Genomic DNA, 16,663 nt, shown 5'->3' on the forward strand with positions numbered 1-16,663 from the left:
ACGACCGGGGGGAGCGCCGGGCCGCTCGCGCGGGCTCAGTCCGCCGGGGCCGCGGGCGAGGGGCCGGCGGTCGTCGCCCGCGCGGACCGCGCCTGCTTGATGGCGGCGTCGCGCCGGCGCACGTACCAGATGCCGATGAAGCCCAGGCCGCCGCCGGCCAGGCAGGTCCACAGCCACCAGGTGTGGCCGTGCTCGTCGAACCAGCCGTAGAAGGGCAGCTGGACGAGGAAGAGGGCGAACCAGACGATCGTGCCGCCGATGATGGTGCCGACCACGGGGCCCTCCAGGGGCTCCGGCGCCTCGTGCTTGGGGGTCCACTTCGCCATGGACACAGCTTACGAGGCCGTCGGGCGGGTCCGGTCGGCGCGGGGGCGGTGCGGCCGGCCGGGGACGGCACACGGGTCTACGCGCGGAGATGGAACTTCGACCCTCATATGTTCATACTGAAACCGTTTACCTTTGACCGGTTCTGCTCGTAGGAAAGTATCAATGCCCACCTCGGCCTCCCCCAAGGCTCCCGCGCCCGAGCAGCCGGGCGGCGCGCCCGCGTACGGCGCCCTCGACCGCTACTTCAAGATCTCGGAACGCGGCAGCTCGCTCTCCCGCGAGGTCCGGGGCGGTTTCGCCACCTTCTTCGCGATGGCCTACATCATCGTGCTGAACCCGATCATCCTCGGCAGCGCGAAGGACATGTACGGCAACCAGCTCGACAACGGTCAGCTGGTCACCGCCACGGCGGTGACGGCCGCCTTCACCACCCTGCTGATGGGTGTCATCGGCAACGTGCCGATCGCGCTCGCCGCCGGTCTCGGGGTGAACTCGGTCGTCGCCCTCCAGCTCGCCCCCCGGATGTCCTGGCCGGACGCCATGGGCATGGTGGTGCTGGCCGGCTTCGTGGTGATGCTGCTGGTCGCCACCGGTCTGCGCGAGCGCGTGATGAACGCCGTGCCCTACGGCCTGCGCAAGGCCATCGCCATCGGTATCGGCCTGTTCATCATGCTGATCGGTCTCGTGGACGCCGGCTTCGTCGCCCGTATCCCGGACGCCGCCCAGACCACCGTCCCGCTCCAGCTCGGCGCCACCGGTCACCTCAACGGCTGGCCGGTGCTGATCTTCGTGCTCGGCGTGCTGCTGACGCTGGCGCTGATCGTGCGCAAGGTCTCCGGCGCGATCCTGATCTCGATCGTGGCGATGACCGTACTCGCCGTGATCATCAACGCGATCGCCGACGTCCCGTCCTGGGGCCTGACCACGCCCACGTGGCCCGGCAACCCGGTGGCCACCCCCGACTTCGGTCTGCTCGGCCAGGTCAGCCTGTTCGGCGGCTTCGCCAAGGTCGGGGTGCTGACCGGCATCCTGTTCGTCTTCACGGTCCTGCTGTCGTGCTTCTTCGACGCGATGGGCACGATCATGGGCGTCAGCGACGAGGCCAAGCTGACCGACGCCGAGGGCCAGATGCCCGGCATCAACAAGGTGCTCTTCGTCGACGGCATCGCCGTCGCCGCCGGCGGCGCCAGCTCCTCCTCGGCCACCACCTGCTTCGTGGAGTCCACGGCGGGCGTCGGCGAAGGGGCCCGTACCGGTTTCGCGAACGTCGTCACGGGTGCGCTGTTCGCCGTCGCGCTCTTCCTGACGCCGGTCGCCACGATGGTGCCGTCCCAGGCGGCCACGCCCGCGCTGCTCGCGGTCGGCTTCCTGATCATGGCCGGATCCATCCGGGAGATCGACTGGGCGGACTACACGATCGCCATCCCGGCCTTCGTGACGATGCTGATGATGCCGTTCACCTACTCGATCACCAACGGCATCGGGATGGGCTTCATCACCTTCGTGGTGCTGCGGCTCGCGGCGGGCCGGGGCCGGGAGGTCCCGGCGGCGATGTACGTGGTGTCGGCGGTCTTCGCCTTCTACTACCTGATGCCGGCACTGGGTCTCACGTGACCCCGTAGAACCGCTCCGTCTCCTCGACGGCGGCCTGGAACCGCTCGTCGAAGTCCTCGCGGACGAGCGTCCGGACGACATAGTCCTGGACGCTCATTCCGCGTTGCGCCGCCCGGTGTCGCAGGCGTTCGAGCAGGTCACCGTCTATTCGCAGGCTGAGCACACTGGTCCCCATGGGGATGAGGGTCGGGGGCGCCGCCGGGCGGCGTGTCACGTTCCGCGGCCGGATCACTCGTATGGGTGAAGCTGGGGTTTCGTGAGGCGTCTCACGGGCATCCAGGTGTGTCCCAGGTGTTCCTTAGCGAGGGTAATGAGTTAAGCTAAAGAACATGCCGGACCTTACCCATGGCGACGACGCTGCCGCCGTGAACTCCCTGCGATCCGCCGTGATGCGACTGTCCCGTCGGCTCAAGCACCAGCGGGTCGACGAGTCGCTGAGCCCGACCGAGATGTCGGTCCTGGGCACCCTGGCGCGCTGCGGCACCGCCACCCCGGGCGAGCTCGCCCGGAAGGAGCACGTGCAGCCGCCGTCCATGACACGCATCGTGGCTCTGCTGGAGGCCAAGGGGCTGGTGCGGCTGGAGCCGCACCCCGAGGACCGGCGCCAGAAGGTCGTCACGCAGACGGAGCGCGCCAAGGTGATGCTCGAAGAGAGCCGCCGCAAGCGGAACGCGTTCCTGGCCTCGCTGGTCGAGGACCTCGACGAGGACGAGTGGGCCAAACTGCGCGCCGCCGCCCCCGTGCTGGAGAAGCTCGCGCATCTGTGACCGCACCGCCGGAGGAGGCGAACCCTTTTGAGTACGGGATCCGGAGCAGATTCCGCCCCCGCACCGACCACCCACGACCCCCAGCCCGTTCCTCAGCCAGTCCCTCGGCCCGTCCCCGATCCGCCGGACCTCGCGGCCGAGGGCACCCGTAAGTCCTCGATGTTCAGCTCGCTGAAGATCCGGAACTACCGTCTCTTCTTCCTCGGCCAGGTGGTCTCCAACACCGGCACCTGGATGCAGCGCATCGCACAGGACTGGCTGGTCCTCAGCCTCACCGGCTCCGCGACGGCCGTCGGCTTCACGACGGCGCTCCAGTTCCTGCCGATGCTGTTCTTCGGCCTCTACGGCGGCGTCCTGGTCGACCGCCTCCCCAAGCGCCCCACCCTGATGGTCACCCAGACGGCGATGGCGCTCACGGGCCTGGCCCTCGCCGCGCTGACGCTGACCGGCCATGTGGAGGTCTGGCACGTGTACGTCGCCGCCTTCGCGGTCGGCCTCGCCACGGTCCTCGACAACCCGGCCCGCCAGTCCTTCGTGAGCGAGATGGTCGGCCCCGACCAGCTCCAGAACGCCGTCAGCCTGAACTCCGCGAACTTCCAGTCCGCCCGCATGGTCGGCCCCGCCGTGGCCGGCGTGCTGATCACCGGCGTCGGCACGGGCTGGGCGTTCCTCTTCAACGGCCTGTCCTACGTCGCCCCGCTCGTCGGCCTGCTGCTGATGCGCGGGCGGGAACTGCACCCCGTGCGGCGCGCCCCGCGCGGCAAGGGGCAGCTGCGGGAGGGCCTGCGTTACGTCGCGGGGCGCCCGGAGCTGATCTGGCCGATCGTCCTGGTCGGCTTCATAGGGACGTTCGCCTTCAACTTCCCCGTCTATCTCTCGGCCTTCGCCGACGACGTCTTCCACGCCGGGGCGGGCACCTACAGCCTCTTCAACACGCTGATGGCGGTCGGCTCGGTGACCGGCGCACTGCTCGCCGCGCGCCGGGGCACGGCCCGGATGCGGCTGCTGGCCGCGGCGGCGCTGGTCTTCGGCACCGTCGAGATGGTGGCCGCCGCGACCCCGTCGCTGTGGCTGTTCGCCCTGCTGATGATCCCGCTCGGCGTCTTCGGGATGACGGTCAACGTCACCGCCAACACCGGCATCCAGATGGCCACCGACCCGGCGATGCGGGGTCGTGTCATGGCCCTCTACATGATGGTCTTCCTGGGCGGCTCCCCGGTCGGCGCACCGATCGTCGGCTGGATCACGGACACCTACGGCGCCCGCGTCGGCCTCGCGACCGGCGGCGCGGTCGCGGCCCTGGCCGCCACGGCCATCGGCCTGATCCTGGCCCGCGTCGGCGGTCTGCGACTGTCGTTGGGCTGGCATCAGGGCCACCCGAGGGTCCGGTTCGTCCCCCGGGAGGTGAAGGAGGAACTGGCGGCGGTGGCGTGATCCGGCGAAAGGGGGCGTGGTCAGTCGCGGGGGAACTCGTCGGTCTTGAGGACGAGGTCGACCACCGTGCCGGTCAGGTCGATCTCGTCACCGAAGTCGAAGCCGAGCTCGCCCCGGTACTCCCCGTCCTTGGGCTGGGTGTAGAGGTGCCAGCGGCCGGTGTACGGATCGACGACGAGGTACACCGGGACCTCGGCGGCCGCGTACGCGTCCTTCTTGGGGCCGTAGTCGTTGGCGGCGGTCTTCTTGGAGATCACCTCGGCGACGAACTCGACGTCCTGGTGGCGCCAGAGTCCGCCGGGTTGCTTCTCGGCGTCCTCGGCCATCACCGTCACGTCGGAGGCGAAGCCGTTGAGGTGGCCCGGGTAGTCGATCCGGACATCGGACTTCACGCGCTTGCGCGGATACCTGGTGCGCAGTTGCTCGACGAGGTCCAGGATGATCTCCCAGTGCGTGTCACGCTGCGGCGCCATGAAGATGTTCCCCTCGACGATCTCGACCTTGTATCCCTCGGGGACGGGCATCCTCTCCAGCCACTCGAACATCATGTCGAGCGTGAGTTCGCCGCTGCTTCGGGCCATCTCGATCCTGTCTTCAAGGACGGTCATCGTGGCGCTCCTCCCCGGCTGCCGCTCACCCGAGCGCAGCCGCGCGGTACAACGATACGCACGGTGACCGGGTCACGTCCGGACGTGGGAGGCGTACCCGCACACTGGCCTCATGAGACTCTTCGCCGCTCTGCTGCCGCCCGAGGACGTCGCCGAGGAACTGGCCTCGGAGGTGAGAACTCTGAAGGGGCTGCCCGGTGCGGACGGGCTGCGCTGGACCGAGCGGGCCGGGTGGCACTTCACGCTCGCGTTCTACGGAGAGGTCCACGAGGACCTGGTGCCGGAACTGACGGAGCGGCTGGGGCGGGCCGCGCGGCGGACGGCGGCGTTTCCGCTGGCCGTGCGGGGTGGTGGGCAGTTCGGGCAGGGGCGGGCGCTGTGGGCCGGGGCGGAGGGGGACCTCGCGACGCTGCGGCTGCTGGCGGAGCGGGCGGAGGCGGCGGCGCGCAAGGCGGGGGTGGAGATGGGGGAGCACCGGCGGTACAGGGCCCATCTGACGCTGGCCCGTAGCCGCGACGCGCGGGACGTACGGCCGTACGTCGACGCGCTGGCCGGGTTCACCGGCCGTACCTGGACCGTGGACGAGCTCGCGCTGGTGCGGAGCGATCTGCCGACGTCCGGGGTTCCGGGGGAGCAGCCGCGCTACGAGGCGGTCGCCCGCCGGCGGCTCGGCGGGGCCGGTTAGTCTCGGTACGTGGACCCGAAAACCCGGAACCGGATCATGGCCGGTGCGCTTGTACTCATGTTCGTGGTGGTTGCCCTGGCCTCGGCGGTCAGGTAGCCGTCGACTGAGGGCGCCCGGGGGCGGGGGCTGCGGGTGGTTCGGCGGGTGTGAGGCCGTCGGTGGCTGGTCGCGCAGTTCCCCGCGCCCCTTGGGCGTTGGCCGGGCGGTGGTTACCAGGCGAAGGACTCCGGGGACGGGCCCGGGCCCGGGAAGATGTCGTCCAGGGCGGTCAGGAGTTCGTCGGACAGGTCCAGCTCGACGGCCCGCAGTGCGGATTCCAGCTGCTCGGCGGTGCGCGGGCCGACGATCGGGCCGGTCACGCCGGGACGGGTGAGCAGCCAGGCCAGGGCGGCCTCGCCGGGCTCCAGGCCGTGCTTGTCGAGGAGGTCCTCGTAGGCCTGGATCTGTGCGCGTCCCGCCGGGTCGGCCAGGGTGTCGGCGGCCCGCCCGGTGGCGCGGCGGCGGCCCTCGACCTCCTTCTTGAGCACACCGCCGAGCAGCCCGCCGTGCAGCGGCGACCACGGGATGACGCCGAGGCCGTAGTCCTGCGCGGCCGGGATGACCTCCATCTCGGCACGGCGCTCGGCGAGGTTGTAGAGGCACTGCTCGCTGACGAGGCCGATGGTGCCGCCGCGACGGGCGGCGGTCTCGTTGGCCTGGGCGATCTTGTAGCCGGGGAAGTTGCTGGACCCGGCGTACAGGATCTTGCCCTGCTGCACCAGGACGTCGATCGCCTGCCAGATCTCGTCGAACGGCGTGTCCCGGTCGATGTGGTGGAACTGGTAGAGGTCGATGTGGTCGGTCTGGAGCCGCTGGAGGCTGGCGTCCACCGCGCGGCGGATGTTCAGCGCGGAGAGCTTGTCGTGGTTGGGCCAGGCGGGGGAGCCGTCGCCCGCCATGTTGCCGTACACCTTGGTGGCGAGGACGACCTTGTCCCGCCGGTCGCCCCCCTTGGCGAACCAGTCGCCGATGATGCGTTCGGTACGGCCCTTGTTCTCGCCCCAGCCGTAGACGTTGGCGGTGTCGAAGAAGTTGATTCCCGCGTCCAGCGCCGCGTCCATGATCGCGTGACTGTCGGCCTCGTCCGTCTGCGGGCCGAAGTTCATCGTGCCGAGGACGAGGCGGCTGACCTTGAGTCCGGTGCGTCCGAGCTGCGTGTACTTCATGGTGTCCAAGCCAACGGCTTGAAGTGCGCTCCAGGCAAGCACCGTTCAGCGCGAGACGAGCACCGCGAGGCCGAGTACGACGGTCGGTGTGAGCACCAGCGTGGCGAGATGGGTGAGCAGGGTGCGCCACAGGGCGAGCGCGGCGAACAGCAGCATGCCGCCCGCAAGCCAGTAGACGAAGAGCTGGAGGGCGAGCCCTTCGGCCGCGTTCTCCTGCTCGCCGGTGGTCACCTCGGCCCCCAGGACGCCGCCGATCACCATCAGGAGGAGCCCGCAGCACACCAGCGGGTTCACCACCCCGACGGTGACCGCGAGCGGTCCGTCCGCCCGGCGGACGCCTCTCCACAGTCGTATCGCGCTCATGAGGAGGGAAGCGTACCCGGGACGACCGGCCGCGAGGCCGTGGACGGAGGGACACCGACATGCCGACCGGCCAGATCGACACCCTGGTACTCCTGCTGCGCCGCACCCTCGGCGACCGTGTCCTCGGCGTCTACCTGCACGGTTCGGCCGTCCTCGCGGGCCTTCGTCCGCACAGCGACCTCGATGTGCTCGCCGTCGTGGACGGGCCGACGAGCTATGCCCAACGCGCGGAACTGGTGCGGGAGTTGCTCAAGGTGTCCGGCGGGGCGGCGGGCCGTCCGGTGGAGTTGACCGTCGTACGCCACGACACGGTCAGCCCGTGGCGGTACCCGCCGGACTGCGAGTTCCTGTACGGCGAATGGCTGCGGGCCGAGTACGAGCGCGGCGTGGTGCCCGGGCCCGCACCGATGCCCGACCTGGCGCCGCTGATCACCATGGTGCGGGAGGGCGACACGCCCCTTCACGGGCCCCCGCCCGCCGCCCTGCTGGCTCCCGTCCCGCACGCGGACCTGCGGCGGGCGATCGTCGAGGGCGTCCCGGAGCTGCTGGCCGACCTGGGCCCGGACACCCGTAACGTCCTGCTGACCCTCGCCCGGATCTGGGTCACGCTCGCGACCGGGGCCATCCGCTCGAAGGACGCGGCCGCCGACTGGGCCCTGGAACGCCTCGCGCCCGGACACCGCCCCTCCCTGGCGTGGGCGCGGGCCGGCTATCTGGGCCAGGAGACGGGCGCGGCCCCGTCGGGCGCCGCCGCGCGGGCGTGCGCCGACGCGCTCGTGCGCGGGCTGCGCGCCGTCGCCGATCAGCCCGGGTAGGCGGCGCCCAGCCCCCAGCCCTGATGCAGCGCCTCCGCGAACGCCTGGGCGATCTTGTGCTCGCCGCTCGCGTTCGGGTGGGTGCCGTCATAGGTGTCGGTGTGGATGTCGTACGACGCCGGCGGTGTGGCCAGCAGCAGCGGCGAGCGGGGCTCGTCCAGGTCGGCGACCGCCTTCGCGAGGAGTTCGTTGAAGGCGGCCACCTGCTCGGCGAAGGGGGCGTCCGACGTGCAGCGCACGTTCGGGATCACCGGGAGCGCGACGATGCGGACGTGCGGGGTGGCCTCGCGCGCGGCGGCGACGAAGGCGCGCACGTTCTCGGCCGTCTGCTCGGCGTTCGTGTAGAAGCCCAGGTCGATCAGGCCCAGCGAGACCAGCAGCACGTCCGCGCGGCACTCGCGCACCGCCGGGCCGATCAGCGGGGCCATGTGCAGCCAGCCCTCGCCCCAGCCGGCCAGGTGGGCGCGGGGGAAGTCGGGCTCCGCGTAGGCGTAGGAGCCGGGCGCCTCGGCCGTCTTGTCGTACAGGGTCTCGCGCGGGCCGACGAGCGTGAAGGGTCCGTCGTACGTCTCGCACAGGTGCCGCCACATCCGGTAGCGCCAGGTGTGTTCGCCCGCGCTGCCGATGGTCATGGAGTCGCCTACCGGCATGAACCTGAGCATCCGCTCATGATGGTCGATCGGCGCCGCGGGCGGGGTGTGAGGCCCACCACCCCGGTGAAAAGCCTGACGGGATGGCAGTCTTGGGGGCATGCGCCGCTCCCTCGCACTCCTCGCCGCTGCCCTCCTCGCGGGCGCGCTCACCGTGCCGACCGCCTCCGCAGCCGACGGCGACGAGGGGTTCACGATCAAGGACCCGCGCATCACCGAGTCCAGCGGCCTCGCCGCCTCCCGGCAGCACCCCGGGATCTACTGGACCCACAACGACAGCGACGACGGCGCCTATCTGTACGCCGTGGACAGCGCGACCGGCGAGACCGTCGCCACCCTCACCCTGACCGGCGTCGGCCGCCCCCGTGACGTCGAGGCCGTCTCCATCGGGCCCGACGACCAGATCTACGTGGGCGACATCGGCGACAACCTCGGCGGCACCTGGGACCACGTCTGGATCTACCGGCTCCCCGAGCCCGAGGAGCTGAAGGACCAGACCCTGCGGGCCACGCAGTACGTCGTCAAGTACGCCGACGGGGCGCGGGACGCCGAGTCGCTCGTGGTCCACCCGAAGACGGGGCGGGTCTACATCATCGACAAGAACGAGGCCGGCGGGCACCTGTACGAGGGCCCGGCGCGGCTGTCCTCGTCCGGCACGAACGTCTTCGAGCCCGTCGCCGCCGTCCCCGATCTGGAGGCCACCGACGCGGCGCTCTCCCCGGACGGCGAACGGCTCGTCGTGCGCAGCTACTTCGGCTCGCTCGCCTACGACTGGAACGACGGGCGCATCAAGCGCACCGGGCGGCTCGGCGTGCCGTCGCTGGGGCAGGGCGAGTCGGTGACGTACACGGCCGACGGGACGAAGGTGATGTTCGGCAACGAGGGCGCCGGCAGTTCGGTGGAGCCACTGGACGCCCCCGGCGGCTCCTCGGCGGACGGATCCGGCAAGTCCCCGTCCCAGGGCGGCGGTTCGGCCGCCGGCGACAGCGAGGACGGCGGCATCTCGGTCGGCGGCGGGGCCGTCGCCGTGGCCGTCGCCGGCGCCCTGATCCTCGCCCTGAGCCGCCTACGCCGCCGCCGCTAGCCCCGCCGGGGGCAGCTGAGGCGGGGCTGTCGAGCCCCATGCACTCGCCGAGCCCGTCGCGCGGCCGGGGCCGCTGAGTCTGTGCGCGCCGAGCCGGTGGTCCCCCCCGGAGGCCACCCAGCCCCCCGGCGCGACTCAGCTCGTCGAGGCCGCTGAGTCCGTCGTGCCCGACGGTGATGCCCGCCGATGCGACCTGGCCCGCCGAGGACGCTCAGCGCGTTCCGCCCGCTGTGTCCTGTAGCCCGCCGGCGGCTGCTGCGGCGGGGCTGTCCCGCGTAAGCGCCGGGGCTGCTGCGTCCGTCGTGCCCAGCGGGCCGGTGATGCCCGGCGAGGGCGCTGCGCGTGTCGCGCCCGCTGTGTCCTTGGCGTTCACCGAGGCCGTCGCGGTCGCCGCGCGTTGAGGCCTTAGCCGCCGAGCCGCCGAGCCGCCGAGCCGCCGAGCCGCCGAGCTGCCGAGCCGTCGGGTTTGTAGGGCCCGGCCGAGCCCCTACGGCCGTCGAGGGCGACGCGATGGCCGTGTCCGCTGCGCCTGTCGTGGTCGCCGCGTTCCGCCGAGGCGGCTCAGCCTGCCGAGGCTCATGAGCCCGTCGCGACGCGCCCTGTCGTGGTCGCCCGTCCGGCGAGGCGGTTCAGCTCCCCGGCGTTGCTGAGCCCGGCGGGGCCGGGGTGGTCCGGCGTGCGGTTACCAGGGTTTCCAGGCCGTCCAGGATGCGTTGGAGGCCGAACTCGAAGTGGTCGAAGTCGGGGCCCCAGGTGTTCTCGTCCAGGGAGGCCATGACCGGGTAGCGGCCGCTGGCCATGACCTTCTCCAGGACAGGCACCTGCGCCTCCCAGAACTCGGTGTCGGTCAGGCCCGTCCGGTGCTCCGCCTCCTCGTGGTGCACCTGGGTGCGGGCGGCGCCGACGACGTAGGAGTCGACGAGGACGATCGCCGAGACCAGCTCGCGGTCGGCGAGGCCCATCGGGCGGATCCGGGTGAGGACCTTCTCCATGCCCTCGATGGCGGCGGGGCCGAGGATCGGGCGGGACTGGTTGACCTGGAGCAGCCAGGGGTGGCGGCGGTAGAGGTCGAGCGTGGCGCGGCCCAGCGCCTCCAGGGCGCCGCGCCAGCCGCCGTCGCCGAGACCGGCCGGGTCGTCGGACGGGCGCTGTACGCGGTCCAGCATCAGGTCGAGCAGCTCCCCCTTGCCGGGGACGTAGCGGTACAGCGACATCGCGCCGGTGCCCAGCTCGGCGGCGACACGCCGCATCGACACCGCGTCCAGCCCCTCCGCGTCCGCGACCCGGACGGCGGCTTCCACGATCCGGTCGAGCGTCAGGCCCGGCTTGGGTCCGCGACTGGGCCGCCGGCCGGTGTCCCACAGCAGTTCCAGGGTCCGCTGGATGTCGCCGCTGCCGCTGGTCTCGGTGCCGCCCTTGCCGCTCGTCATACGGCTCAGTCTAGGCGCCGGAGAGAAAACTGAGTACGACGTACGCGTAATCGGGTACGCTGTACCCAGTTAAGAGGAGAAGGGGGACCCATGACCGACGGATACGCCGTACGGGCCGAGGGCCTGGAGAAGCGCTACGGCGAGAAACGCGCCCTGGACGGCTTCGACCTGACCGTGCGTGAGGGCAGCGTGCACGGCCTGCTCGGCCCGAACGGCGCCGGCAAGACCACCGCCGTCCGCATCCTGTCCACGCTGCTGCGGCTGGACGGCGGACGGGCCACGGTGGCCGGCCTGGACGTGGCCCGCCAGGCGCGCGAGGTGCGGGCCCGGATCGGGCTCACCGGGCAGTACGCGGCGGTGGACGAGGTGCTCACCGGCCGGCAGAACCTGGAGATGTTCGGCCGGCTGTTCCATCTGGGCGGCAAGCGGGCGAAACTGCGCGCCGCCGAGCTGCTGGAGCAGTTCGACCTGACCGACGCCGGCGACAAGGGCGTGGGCGACTACAGCGGCGGCATGCGGCGCCGCCTCGACCTCGCCGCGTCGATGATCCTGGCCCCCGCGGTCCTCTTCCTCGACGAGCCGACGACGGGCCTCGACCCGCGCAGCCGCGGCGAGGTCTGGGAGTCGGTCCGGGAGCTGGTCGCGGGCGGCACGACCGTGCTGCTCACCACCCAGTACCTGGAGGAGGCCGACAAGCTGGCCTCCCGCGTCACCGTCATCGACCAAGGGCGCGCCATCGCCGACGACACCCCGGACGGCCTGAAGAACCTGATCGGCGGCGACCGGATCGAGGTCGTGGTCGCCGAGCGGTCGGACATCGCGCGGGCGGTGAAGGTGGTCGCCCGGGTCTCCGAAGGCGAACCGGAGACGGACGAGGCCGAGTTGCGGGTGCACGCCGCCGTCACCGACCGGGTGACCGCGCTGACGGAGGTCGCCCGCACCCTCCAGGACGAGGGCGTCCGGGTCGAGGACATCGGGCTGCGCAGGCCGAGCCTCGACGACGTGTTCCTGCGCCTGACCGGACACCGCACGGAAGCGAAGGAGCCCGCCGCATGAGCGCCGTCGAACTGGCCGGCCCGGCCGCCCGCGGACGGACGTACTGGCTGCTCGCCGACTGCTGGAACATCGTCCGCCGCGGCCTGACGCACTACCGGCGCCAGCCCGTCAACATCGCCTGGCAGCTGGGCTTCCCGATCCTGTCGGTCCTGCTGTACGGCTATGTCTTCGGCAGCGCCATGAAGGTGCCCGGCGGCGGGGACTACAAGGACTTCCTGATGCCGGGCATGTTCGTGATGACGATGGCGTTCGGCTTCATCAACACCGCCACGGTCGTGGTGTACGACTCCACCAAGGGCGTCATCGACCGGTTCCGCTCCATGCCGATGGCCTCCTCCGCGGTGGTCGCCGGGCGCGGGGTGACCGATCTGCTGGTGGCCTGCGCGGAATTGGCCATCATGATGCTGACCGCGTTCGCCATGGGCTGGCGGCCGGACGGCGGCCTGGGCTTCCTCGCCGCGTTCGGGCTGCTGCTGTGGCTGCGGTTCGCACTGATCTGGATCGGCGTGTGGCTCGGCCTGATCGTGCCCAACCCGGAGGCGGCGGGCGGGCTGTTCGCGGTGGCCTTCCCGCTGACGATGATCTCCAGCATCTTCGTCGCCCCGCAGCTGATGCCGGACTGGCTGGGCTGGGTGGCCGCGTGGAACCCCATCTCCTCCACGGCCGCGGCGACCCGTGAGCTGTTCGGGACGCCGGTCGGCGGGGGCGGCTCCTGGGTCGAGCAGCACGCGCTGCTGATGGCGGGGGTGTGGCCGGCGGTGCTGACCCTGATCTTCCTGCCGCTCGCGGTGCACCGCTTCCAGAAGCTCAGCCGGTAGGCCGTCGGGCACGGGAAGGGCCCGGAGCGACCGACGCTCCGGGCCCTTCCTCCGTCTTGTTCTGATCGAGGGGCTACAGCCGGTCGATCACGTGGTCGACGCACTTCGTCAGCGCCTCGACGTCCGCCGGGTCGATCGCCGGGAACATCGCGACCCGGAGCTGGTTGCGGCCGAGCTTGCGGTACGGCTCGGTGTCGACGATGCCGTTGGCGCGCAGCACCTTGGCGACGGCCGCGGCGTCCACCTCGTCGGTGAAGTCGATCGTGCCGATGACCTGCGAGCGCTTGGCCGGGTCGGCGACGAACGGGTTGGCGTACTTGATGTCCTCGGCCCAGCCGTACAGCGTGCGCGCGGACGTCGCCGTACGCCGCACCGCCCAGTCCAGACCGCCCTGGCCGTTCAGCCACTCCAGCTGCTCCTTCAGCAGGAACAGGGTGGCCAGTGCCGGCGTGTTGTACGTCTGGTTCTTGCGGGAGTTGTCGATCGCCGTCGGCAGGCTGAAGAACTCCGGCACGTGCCGCCCGGACGCGTGGACGCGCTCGGCGCGCTCGATCGCGGCGGGGGAGAAGACGCCGATCCACAGGCCGCCGTCGGAGGCGAAGGACTTCTGCGGGGCGAAGTAGTAGACGTCCGTCTCGGAGATGTCGACCGGCAGACCGCCGGCGCCGCTCGTCGCGTCCACGAGGACCAGCGCGCCCTCGTCGGCGCCGGCCACCCGCCTGATGGGCATGGCGACACCGGTCGAGGTCTCGTTGTGGGTGAACGCGTAGACGTCCACGCCCGCGGCGGCCTCGGGCTCGGGGTGCGTGCCCGGGTCGGCGGTGATGACGTCGGGCTCGGCGAGCCACGGGGCGAGCTTGGCGGCCTTGGCGAACTTCGAGCTGAACTCGCCGAAGGACAGGTGCTGCGACTTGCTCTCGATCAGGCCGTGCGTCGCGATGTCCCAGAACGCGGTCGAGCCGCCGTTGCCGAGGATCACCTCGTAGCCGTCGGGGAGCTGGAACAGCTCTCGGATGCCCTCGCGTACCGCGCCGACCAGGTTCTTGACCGGGGCCTGTCGGTGGGAGGTGCCCAGGAGGGACGTGCCGGTCGCGGCGAGGGCGTCCAGCGCCTCCGTCCGCACCTTGGAGGGACCCGCGCCGAAACGACCGTCCGCGGGCTTGATGTCAGAGGGAATCCGGATCTCAGCCACGAGGGGAGACTAGCCGCTGGGGGAAAGCTGGTCGAAGCGTCGTCCGTCGGATGAGACGGCGTTTCGCCCGGGCGGCCGGGGAGGGCACAGTGGTCAGTGGCAAACCGAGTTCACACGCCTGACCGAGTCCATTACCCTGGACTGGTCAGTACAGCGAGGTGAACGTTCCCCGTCTTCGTCCCGCGTCCTTTGGAAGGCCCTCGTGAGCACGCCCAGCGCCGCCCCCTCGTCCCCGGCGACGACCCCGTCCGCGCCGACCGTGACGGGCGCGCCCTCGCCGGTCCAGGGACGTCAGGGCGGCCGCTTCGGCGGCTCCCTCGGCCCGGTCGGGCTGGTGCTGGCGGGCGGCCTGTCGGTGCAGTTCGGCGGCGCCCTCGCGGTCAGTCTGATGCCGCGGGCCGGCGCGCTGGGCATCGTGAGCCTGCGACTGGCGGTGGCCGCGATCGTGCTGATGCTGGTGTGCCGGCCACGGCTGCGCGGGCACTCCCGCACCGACTGGGGAACCGTCCTCGTCTTCGGCATCACCATGGGCGCGATGAACGGCCTCTTCTACCAGGCCGTGGACCGCATCCCGCTGGGCCCGGCGGTCACCCTGGAGGTGCTCGGCCCGCTCGCCCTGTCCGTCATCGCCTCCCGGCGCGCCGTCAATTTCGTCTGGGCGGGCCTCGCCCTGGCCGGCGTCTTCCTGCTGGGCGGCGGCACCTTCGACAGCCTCGACCCGGTCGGCGCGGCCTTCGCGCTCGGGGCCGGCGCGATGTGGGCGGCGTACATCCTCTTCAGCGCGCGTACCGGCCGCCGCTTCCCGCAGGCCGACGGGCTGGCGCTGGCCATGGTGGTGGCGGCGGTGCTGTTCCTGCCGCTGGGCGTCGCGGAGTCGGGCACGAAGCTGCTGGACCCGGAGATCCTCGCGCTCGGCGCGGCCGTCGCGCTGCTGTCCTCCGTCCTGCCCTACACCCTCGAACTCCTCGCACTGCGCCGCCTGCCCGCCCCCACGTTCGCCATCCTCATGAGCCTGGAGCCCGCCATCGCCGCGACGGCAGGCTTCCTGGTCCTGGACCAGGCCCTGACCGCCATGGAGGCCGCGGCCATCGCCCTGGTCATCGCGGCGAGCATGGGCGCGGTACGGACCCAGGTGGGCCGCCGCAAGCGTCCGGTCACGGCGACGCCTTCCTGAGGATCGGGGCGGCGCGCCGGGGAGCTTGGGGGCTGGAGTCGCGGAGCGGACGCCGGACGCCCTGCGCGCGGCGTGCGCCGTGGTGGCCCCGCAGCTCCTGCCCGCGTACGACCGTGGCCTCACGGAAGCGGTGCGGCACGGTACACGGGCCGCCGTGAACGCCTTCCTTCGCCACTGGGCGACGCTGATCGAGATCGAACGCCGACCCCGGACGGCCGAGGAGTACCACCGGGCCGAGTCCTTGGCGCGGCTCGCCGAGTCGTTGGACGGGGCCCGCGAGCACCTGGCCGTTGCGGCGGCGATCTACCGGGCCGCCGCCGCCGTTACCGCCGCCCGGCCGTGAGGTCCCCACGCGACGCCGCCGCCACGAAGGCGGTGAATGCGCCCGCGGTGAGGGTGAGGGTGCCGTGGGTGGGGTTCTTGGAGTCGCGGATGGCTATGTGAGCGGCCAGGTCGGCGACCTCGACACACTCGCCGCCGCTGCTGCCGCTGTGGGAGGACTTGCGCCAGGTGGCCTGAGCCAGAGAGGCGCACTCGATGCAGTCACCTCCGCTGCTACTGCTGTAGCTTGACTTCCGCCACGTGGCGCTGCTCAGCTGCTGGCTGGTCTCCATAGCGCTCCTCCATCACGTGGGCGATCAGATCTGCCGAGTCCCGTACCGAGAGCGCGGTAGCTCGCAGCTGATCGTAATGGAGCCAACCCTCGCTGACAGCGTCCGGATTGGCTGTCATGTGGCCTTGGATGAAGTCCTCGGTGTACACAATGTCCGGGTCGTCACCGAAGCGCAGAAGATTGAAGGCGCCCGGCAACCCGGGGTGTTCCCCCGCCGAGGAGGGCAGTACCTGCACCTTCAGGCGTCGTTGGGCACGAAAGCTCAGCAGGTGCGCGAGTTGGTTCCGCATCACCTTCCGGCCGCCCATGGGCCGGTTCAGCACCGCTTCGTCCAGGACGACCCACACCAGGGGCGACCTCTCCTTCCGGAGGACGCGTTGCCGTTCCATGCGAGCCGCGACCAACTCGTCCAGGTTCGCCGGCTGGGGCGCGCCCAGCACCGCTCGCGCGTACTCCTGCGTCTGCAGTAGCCCGTACACCACCTGGGATTGGTACGTCGAGATATATGTAGCCCTCCCCTCCAGCTCCGCATACGGCTGGAACCACCCCGGCAACTGGCTGCGCAGCACCAACCCCACCAGCCGTGAGAACAACCCGTCCGTCCCCAGCGCCGCGTCCACCCGTTCCGAGAAGTCCCGTTGGGGGACCCTCGCCGCCGTCTCGATCTGGCCGATCAGTGATCCCGTGCAGAACACGACCGACCCGAGCTGTGCCAGCGTCAGTCCCGCCGCCTCCCGGCAACGGCGCAGCTCGTAGCCGTAGTAGTCCAACGGCGACGCACCCGCGTCCAGTTCGCGACTCCGCAAGCCGACCACCTCCCATAGCTGA

At 71.3% G+C, this 16,663-nt stretch carries 20 protein-coding genes; 10 read left to right on the top strand and 10 right to left on the bottom strand.

The annotated features are described in order from the left end of the window. Window positions 1-35: 35 nt before the first annotated feature. Window positions 36-326, bottom strand: a complete 291-nt coding sequence (locus tag ACZ7LV_RS21035) for a DUF2530 domain-containing protein (RefSeq protein ID WP_471941212.1) — start codon at window positions 324-326, stop codon at window positions 36-38. Window positions 327-489: 163 nt separating this feature from the next. Between ACZ7LV_RS21035 and ACZ7LV_RS21040 the strand changes: the two genes are divergently transcribed. Further along, complete coding sequence (locus ACZ7LV_RS21040) at window positions 490-1,941, top strand: NCS2 family permease (protein ID WP_471941213.1); 1,452 nt, start codon at window positions 490-492, stop codon at window positions 1,939-1,941. Here ACZ7LV_RS21040 and ACZ7LV_RS21045 read toward each other — a convergent pair. After that, entirely contained in the window at window positions 1,934-2,122 is a 189-nt protein-coding gene (locus ACZ7LV_RS21045; RefSeq protein ID WP_471941485.1) for a ribbon-helix-helix protein, CopG family, read from the bottom strand. The genes ACZ7LV_RS21040 and ACZ7LV_RS21045 overlap by 8 nt on opposite strands. Window positions 2,123-2,270: 148 nt before the next feature. On the opposite strand from ACZ7LV_RS21045, the gene ACZ7LV_RS21050 reads away from it, so the two are divergent. Next, the gene (locus ACZ7LV_RS21050; protein ID WP_471941214.1) at window positions 2,271-2,708 is read left to right on the top strand and encodes a MarR family winged helix-turn-helix transcriptional regulator; all 438 of its coding nucleotides are present in this window, start codon (window positions 2,271-2,273) and stop codon (window positions 2,706-2,708) included. A 27-nt stretch (window positions 2,709-2,735) separates the two neighbouring features. Continuing rightward, window positions 2,736-4,142, top strand: a complete 1,407-nt coding sequence (locus ACZ7LV_RS21055) for an MFS transporter (RefSeq protein ID WP_471941216.1) — start codon at window positions 2,736-2,738, stop codon at window positions 4,140-4,142. Window positions 4,143-4,162: 20 nt separating this feature from the next. On the opposite strand, the gene ACZ7LV_RS21060 is transcribed toward ACZ7LV_RS21055, so the two are convergent. Continuing rightward, window positions 4,163-4,750, bottom strand: coding sequence for a Uma2 family endonuclease (locus ACZ7LV_RS21060; protein ID WP_471941217.1), 588 nt, complete (start codon window positions 4,748-4,750; stop codon window positions 4,163-4,165). 112 nt (window positions 4,751-4,862) lie between these two features. Between ACZ7LV_RS21060 and thpR the strand changes: the two genes are divergently transcribed. Further along, on the top strand, window positions 4,863-5,435 hold the full coding sequence (gene thpR, locus ACZ7LV_RS21065) for an RNA 2',3'-cyclic phosphodiesterase (protein WP_471941218.1): 573 nt from the start codon (window positions 4,863-4,865) through the stop codon (window positions 5,433-5,435). Window positions 5,436-5,644: 209 nt separating this feature from the next. On the opposite strand, the gene ACZ7LV_RS21070 is transcribed toward thpR, so the two are convergent. After that, window positions 5,645-6,640: an aldo/keto reductase gene (locus tag ACZ7LV_RS21070; RefSeq protein WP_471941219.1), complete on the bottom strand. Its 996-nt coding sequence runs from the start codon at window positions 6,638-6,640 to the stop codon at window positions 5,645-5,647. Between the two features lie 45 nt (window positions 6,641-6,685). Next, on the bottom strand, window positions 6,686-7,003 hold the full coding sequence (locus ACZ7LV_RS21075; RefSeq protein WP_471941220.1) for a hypothetical protein: 318 nt from the start codon (window positions 7,001-7,003) through the stop codon (window positions 6,686-6,688). Window positions 7,004-7,062: 59 nt separating this feature from the next. Between ACZ7LV_RS21075 and ACZ7LV_RS21080 the strand changes: the two genes are divergently transcribed. Beyond that, window positions 7,063-7,818, top strand: coding sequence for an aminoglycoside adenylyltransferase family protein (locus ACZ7LV_RS21080; protein WP_471941221.1), 756 nt, complete (start codon window positions 7,063-7,065; stop codon window positions 7,816-7,818). Here the strand turns inward: ACZ7LV_RS21080 and ACZ7LV_RS21085 are convergent. Next, window positions 7,806-8,480 carry an SGNH/GDSL hydrolase family protein gene (locus ACZ7LV_RS21085; protein ID WP_471941222.1) on the bottom strand — a complete coding sequence of 225 codons (675 nt, stop codon included), beginning with the start codon at window positions 8,478-8,480 and terminating at the stop codon, window positions 7,806-7,808. The genes ACZ7LV_RS21080 and ACZ7LV_RS21085 overlap by 13 nt on opposite strands. A gap of 88 nt (window positions 8,481-8,568) precedes the next feature. Between ACZ7LV_RS21085 and ACZ7LV_RS21090 the strand changes: the two genes are divergently transcribed. Further along, complete coding sequence (locus ACZ7LV_RS21090; protein WP_471941223.1) at window positions 8,569-9,552, top strand: WD40 repeat domain-containing protein; 984 nt, start codon at window positions 8,569-8,571, stop codon at window positions 9,550-9,552. Between the two features lie 629 nt (window positions 9,553-10,181). Here ACZ7LV_RS21090 and ACZ7LV_RS21095 read toward each other — a convergent pair. Next, entirely contained in the window at window positions 10,182-10,982 is an 801-nt protein-coding gene (locus tag ACZ7LV_RS21095) for a TetR/AcrR family transcriptional regulator (protein ID WP_471941224.1), read from the bottom strand. 90 nt (window positions 10,983-11,072) lie between these two features. Here ACZ7LV_RS21095 and ACZ7LV_RS21100 point away from each other — a divergent pair, with 90 nt between their 5' ends. Next, window positions 11,073-12,038 carry an ATP-binding cassette domain-containing protein gene (locus ACZ7LV_RS21100; protein ID WP_471941225.1) on the top strand — a complete coding sequence of 322 codons (966 nt, stop codon included), beginning with the start codon at window positions 11,073-11,075 and terminating at the stop codon, window positions 12,036-12,038. After that, window positions 12,035-12,856 carry an ABC transporter permease gene (locus ACZ7LV_RS21105; RefSeq protein WP_471941226.1) on the top strand — a complete coding sequence of 274 codons (822 nt, stop codon included), beginning with the start codon at window positions 12,035-12,037 and terminating at the stop codon, window positions 12,854-12,856. The genes ACZ7LV_RS21100 and ACZ7LV_RS21105 overlap by 4 nt, the downstream gene beginning before the upstream one ends. Window positions 12,857-12,929: 73 nt before the next feature. Here the strand turns inward: ACZ7LV_RS21105 and serC are convergent, their stop codons facing one another. Next, window positions 12,930-14,048 carry a phosphoserine transaminase gene (gene serC / locus ACZ7LV_RS21110; protein WP_471941228.1) on the bottom strand — a complete coding sequence of 373 codons (1,119 nt, stop codon included), beginning with the start codon at window positions 14,046-14,048 and terminating at the stop codon, window positions 12,930-12,932. 202 nt (window positions 14,049-14,250) lie between these two features. Between serC and ACZ7LV_RS21115 the strand changes: the two genes are divergently transcribed. Further along, window positions 14,251-15,222 carry an EamA family transporter gene (locus ACZ7LV_RS21115; RefSeq protein ID WP_471941229.1) on the top strand — a complete coding sequence of 324 codons (972 nt, stop codon included), beginning with the start codon at window positions 14,251-14,253 and terminating at the stop codon, window positions 15,220-15,222. A gap of 25 nt (window positions 15,223-15,247) precedes the next feature. Then, a complete protein-coding gene (locus ACZ7LV_RS21120; protein ID WP_471941231.1) occupies window positions 15,248-15,565 on the top strand; it encodes a hypothetical protein in 318 nt (105 codons plus the stop codon). On the opposite strand, the gene ACZ7LV_RS21125 is transcribed toward ACZ7LV_RS21120, so the two are convergent. Next, entirely contained in the window at window positions 15,546-15,836 is a 291-nt protein-coding gene (locus ACZ7LV_RS21125; RefSeq protein WP_471941233.1) for a DUF397 domain-containing protein, read from the bottom strand. The two genes, ACZ7LV_RS21120 and ACZ7LV_RS21125, sit on opposite strands and share 20 nt — an antisense overlap. Then, window positions 15,778-16,605 carry a helix-turn-helix domain-containing protein gene (locus ACZ7LV_RS21130; RefSeq protein WP_471941234.1) on the bottom strand — a complete coding sequence of 276 codons (828 nt, stop codon included), beginning with the start codon at window positions 16,603-16,605 and terminating at the stop codon, window positions 15,778-15,780. The genes ACZ7LV_RS21125 and ACZ7LV_RS21130 overlap by 59 nt, the downstream gene beginning before the upstream one ends. Window positions 16,606-16,663: the final 58 nt, after the last annotated feature.

Source organism: Streptomyces sp. NPDC107562, from assembly GCF_055657325.1.

Excerpts from the sequence above, each read along its gene's own strand:
- ACZ7LV_RS21095 (WP_471941224.1), bottom strand. The coding sequence starts at position 10,982 with ATGACGAGCGGCAAGGGCGGCACCGAGACCAGCGGCAGCGGCGACATC.
- ACZ7LV_RS21090 (WP_471941223.1), top strand. The coding sequence starts at position 8,569 with ATGCGCCGCTCCCTCGCACTCCTCGCCGCTGCCCTCCTCGCGGGCGCG.
- ACZ7LV_RS21105 (WP_471941226.1), top strand. The coding sequence starts at position 12,035 with ATGAGCGCCGTCGAACTGGCCGGCCCGGCCGCCCGCGGACGGACGTAC.
- ACZ7LV_RS21060 (WP_471941217.1), bottom strand. The coding sequence starts at position 4,750 with ATGACCGTCCTTGAAGACAGGATCGAGATGGCCCGAAGCAGCGGCGAA.
- ACZ7LV_RS21040 (WP_471941213.1), top strand. The coding sequence starts at position 490 with ATGCCCACCTCGGCCTCCCCCAAGGCTCCCGCGCCCGAGCAGCCGGGC.
- ACZ7LV_RS21050 (WP_471941214.1), top strand. The coding sequence starts at position 2,271 with ATGCCGGACCTTACCCATGGCGACGACGCTGCCGCCGTGAACTCCCTG.
- ACZ7LV_RS21125 (WP_471941233.1), bottom strand. The coding sequence starts at position 15,836 with ATGGAGACCAGCCAGCAGCTGAGCAGCGCCACGTGGCGGAAGTCAAGC.
- ACZ7LV_RS21080 (WP_471941221.1), top strand. The coding sequence starts at position 7,063 with ATGCCGACCGGCCAGATCGACACCCTGGTACTCCTGCTGCGCCGCACC.
- ACZ7LV_RS21070 (WP_471941219.1), bottom strand. The coding sequence starts at position 6,640 with ATGAAGTACACGCAGCTCGGACGCACCGGACTCAAGGTCAGCCGCCTC.
- ACZ7LV_RS21085 (WP_471941222.1), bottom strand. The coding sequence starts at position 8,480 with ATGCTCAGGTTCATGCCGGTAGGCGACTCCATGACCATCGGCAGCGCG.
- ACZ7LV_RS21100 (WP_471941225.1), top strand. The coding sequence starts at position 11,073 with ATGACCGACGGATACGCCGTACGGGCCGAGGGCCTGGAGAAGCGCTAC.
- thpR (WP_471941218.1), top strand. The coding sequence starts at position 4,863 with ATGAGACTCTTCGCCGCTCTGCTGCCGCCCGAGGACGTCGCCGAGGAA.
- ACZ7LV_RS21035 (WP_471941212.1), bottom strand. The coding sequence starts at position 326 with ATGGCGAAGTGGACCCCCAAGCACGAGGCGCCGGAGCCCCTGGAGGGC.
- ACZ7LV_RS21075 (WP_471941220.1), bottom strand. The coding sequence starts at position 7,003 with ATGAGCGCGATACGACTGTGGAGAGGCGTCCGCCGGGCGGACGGACCG.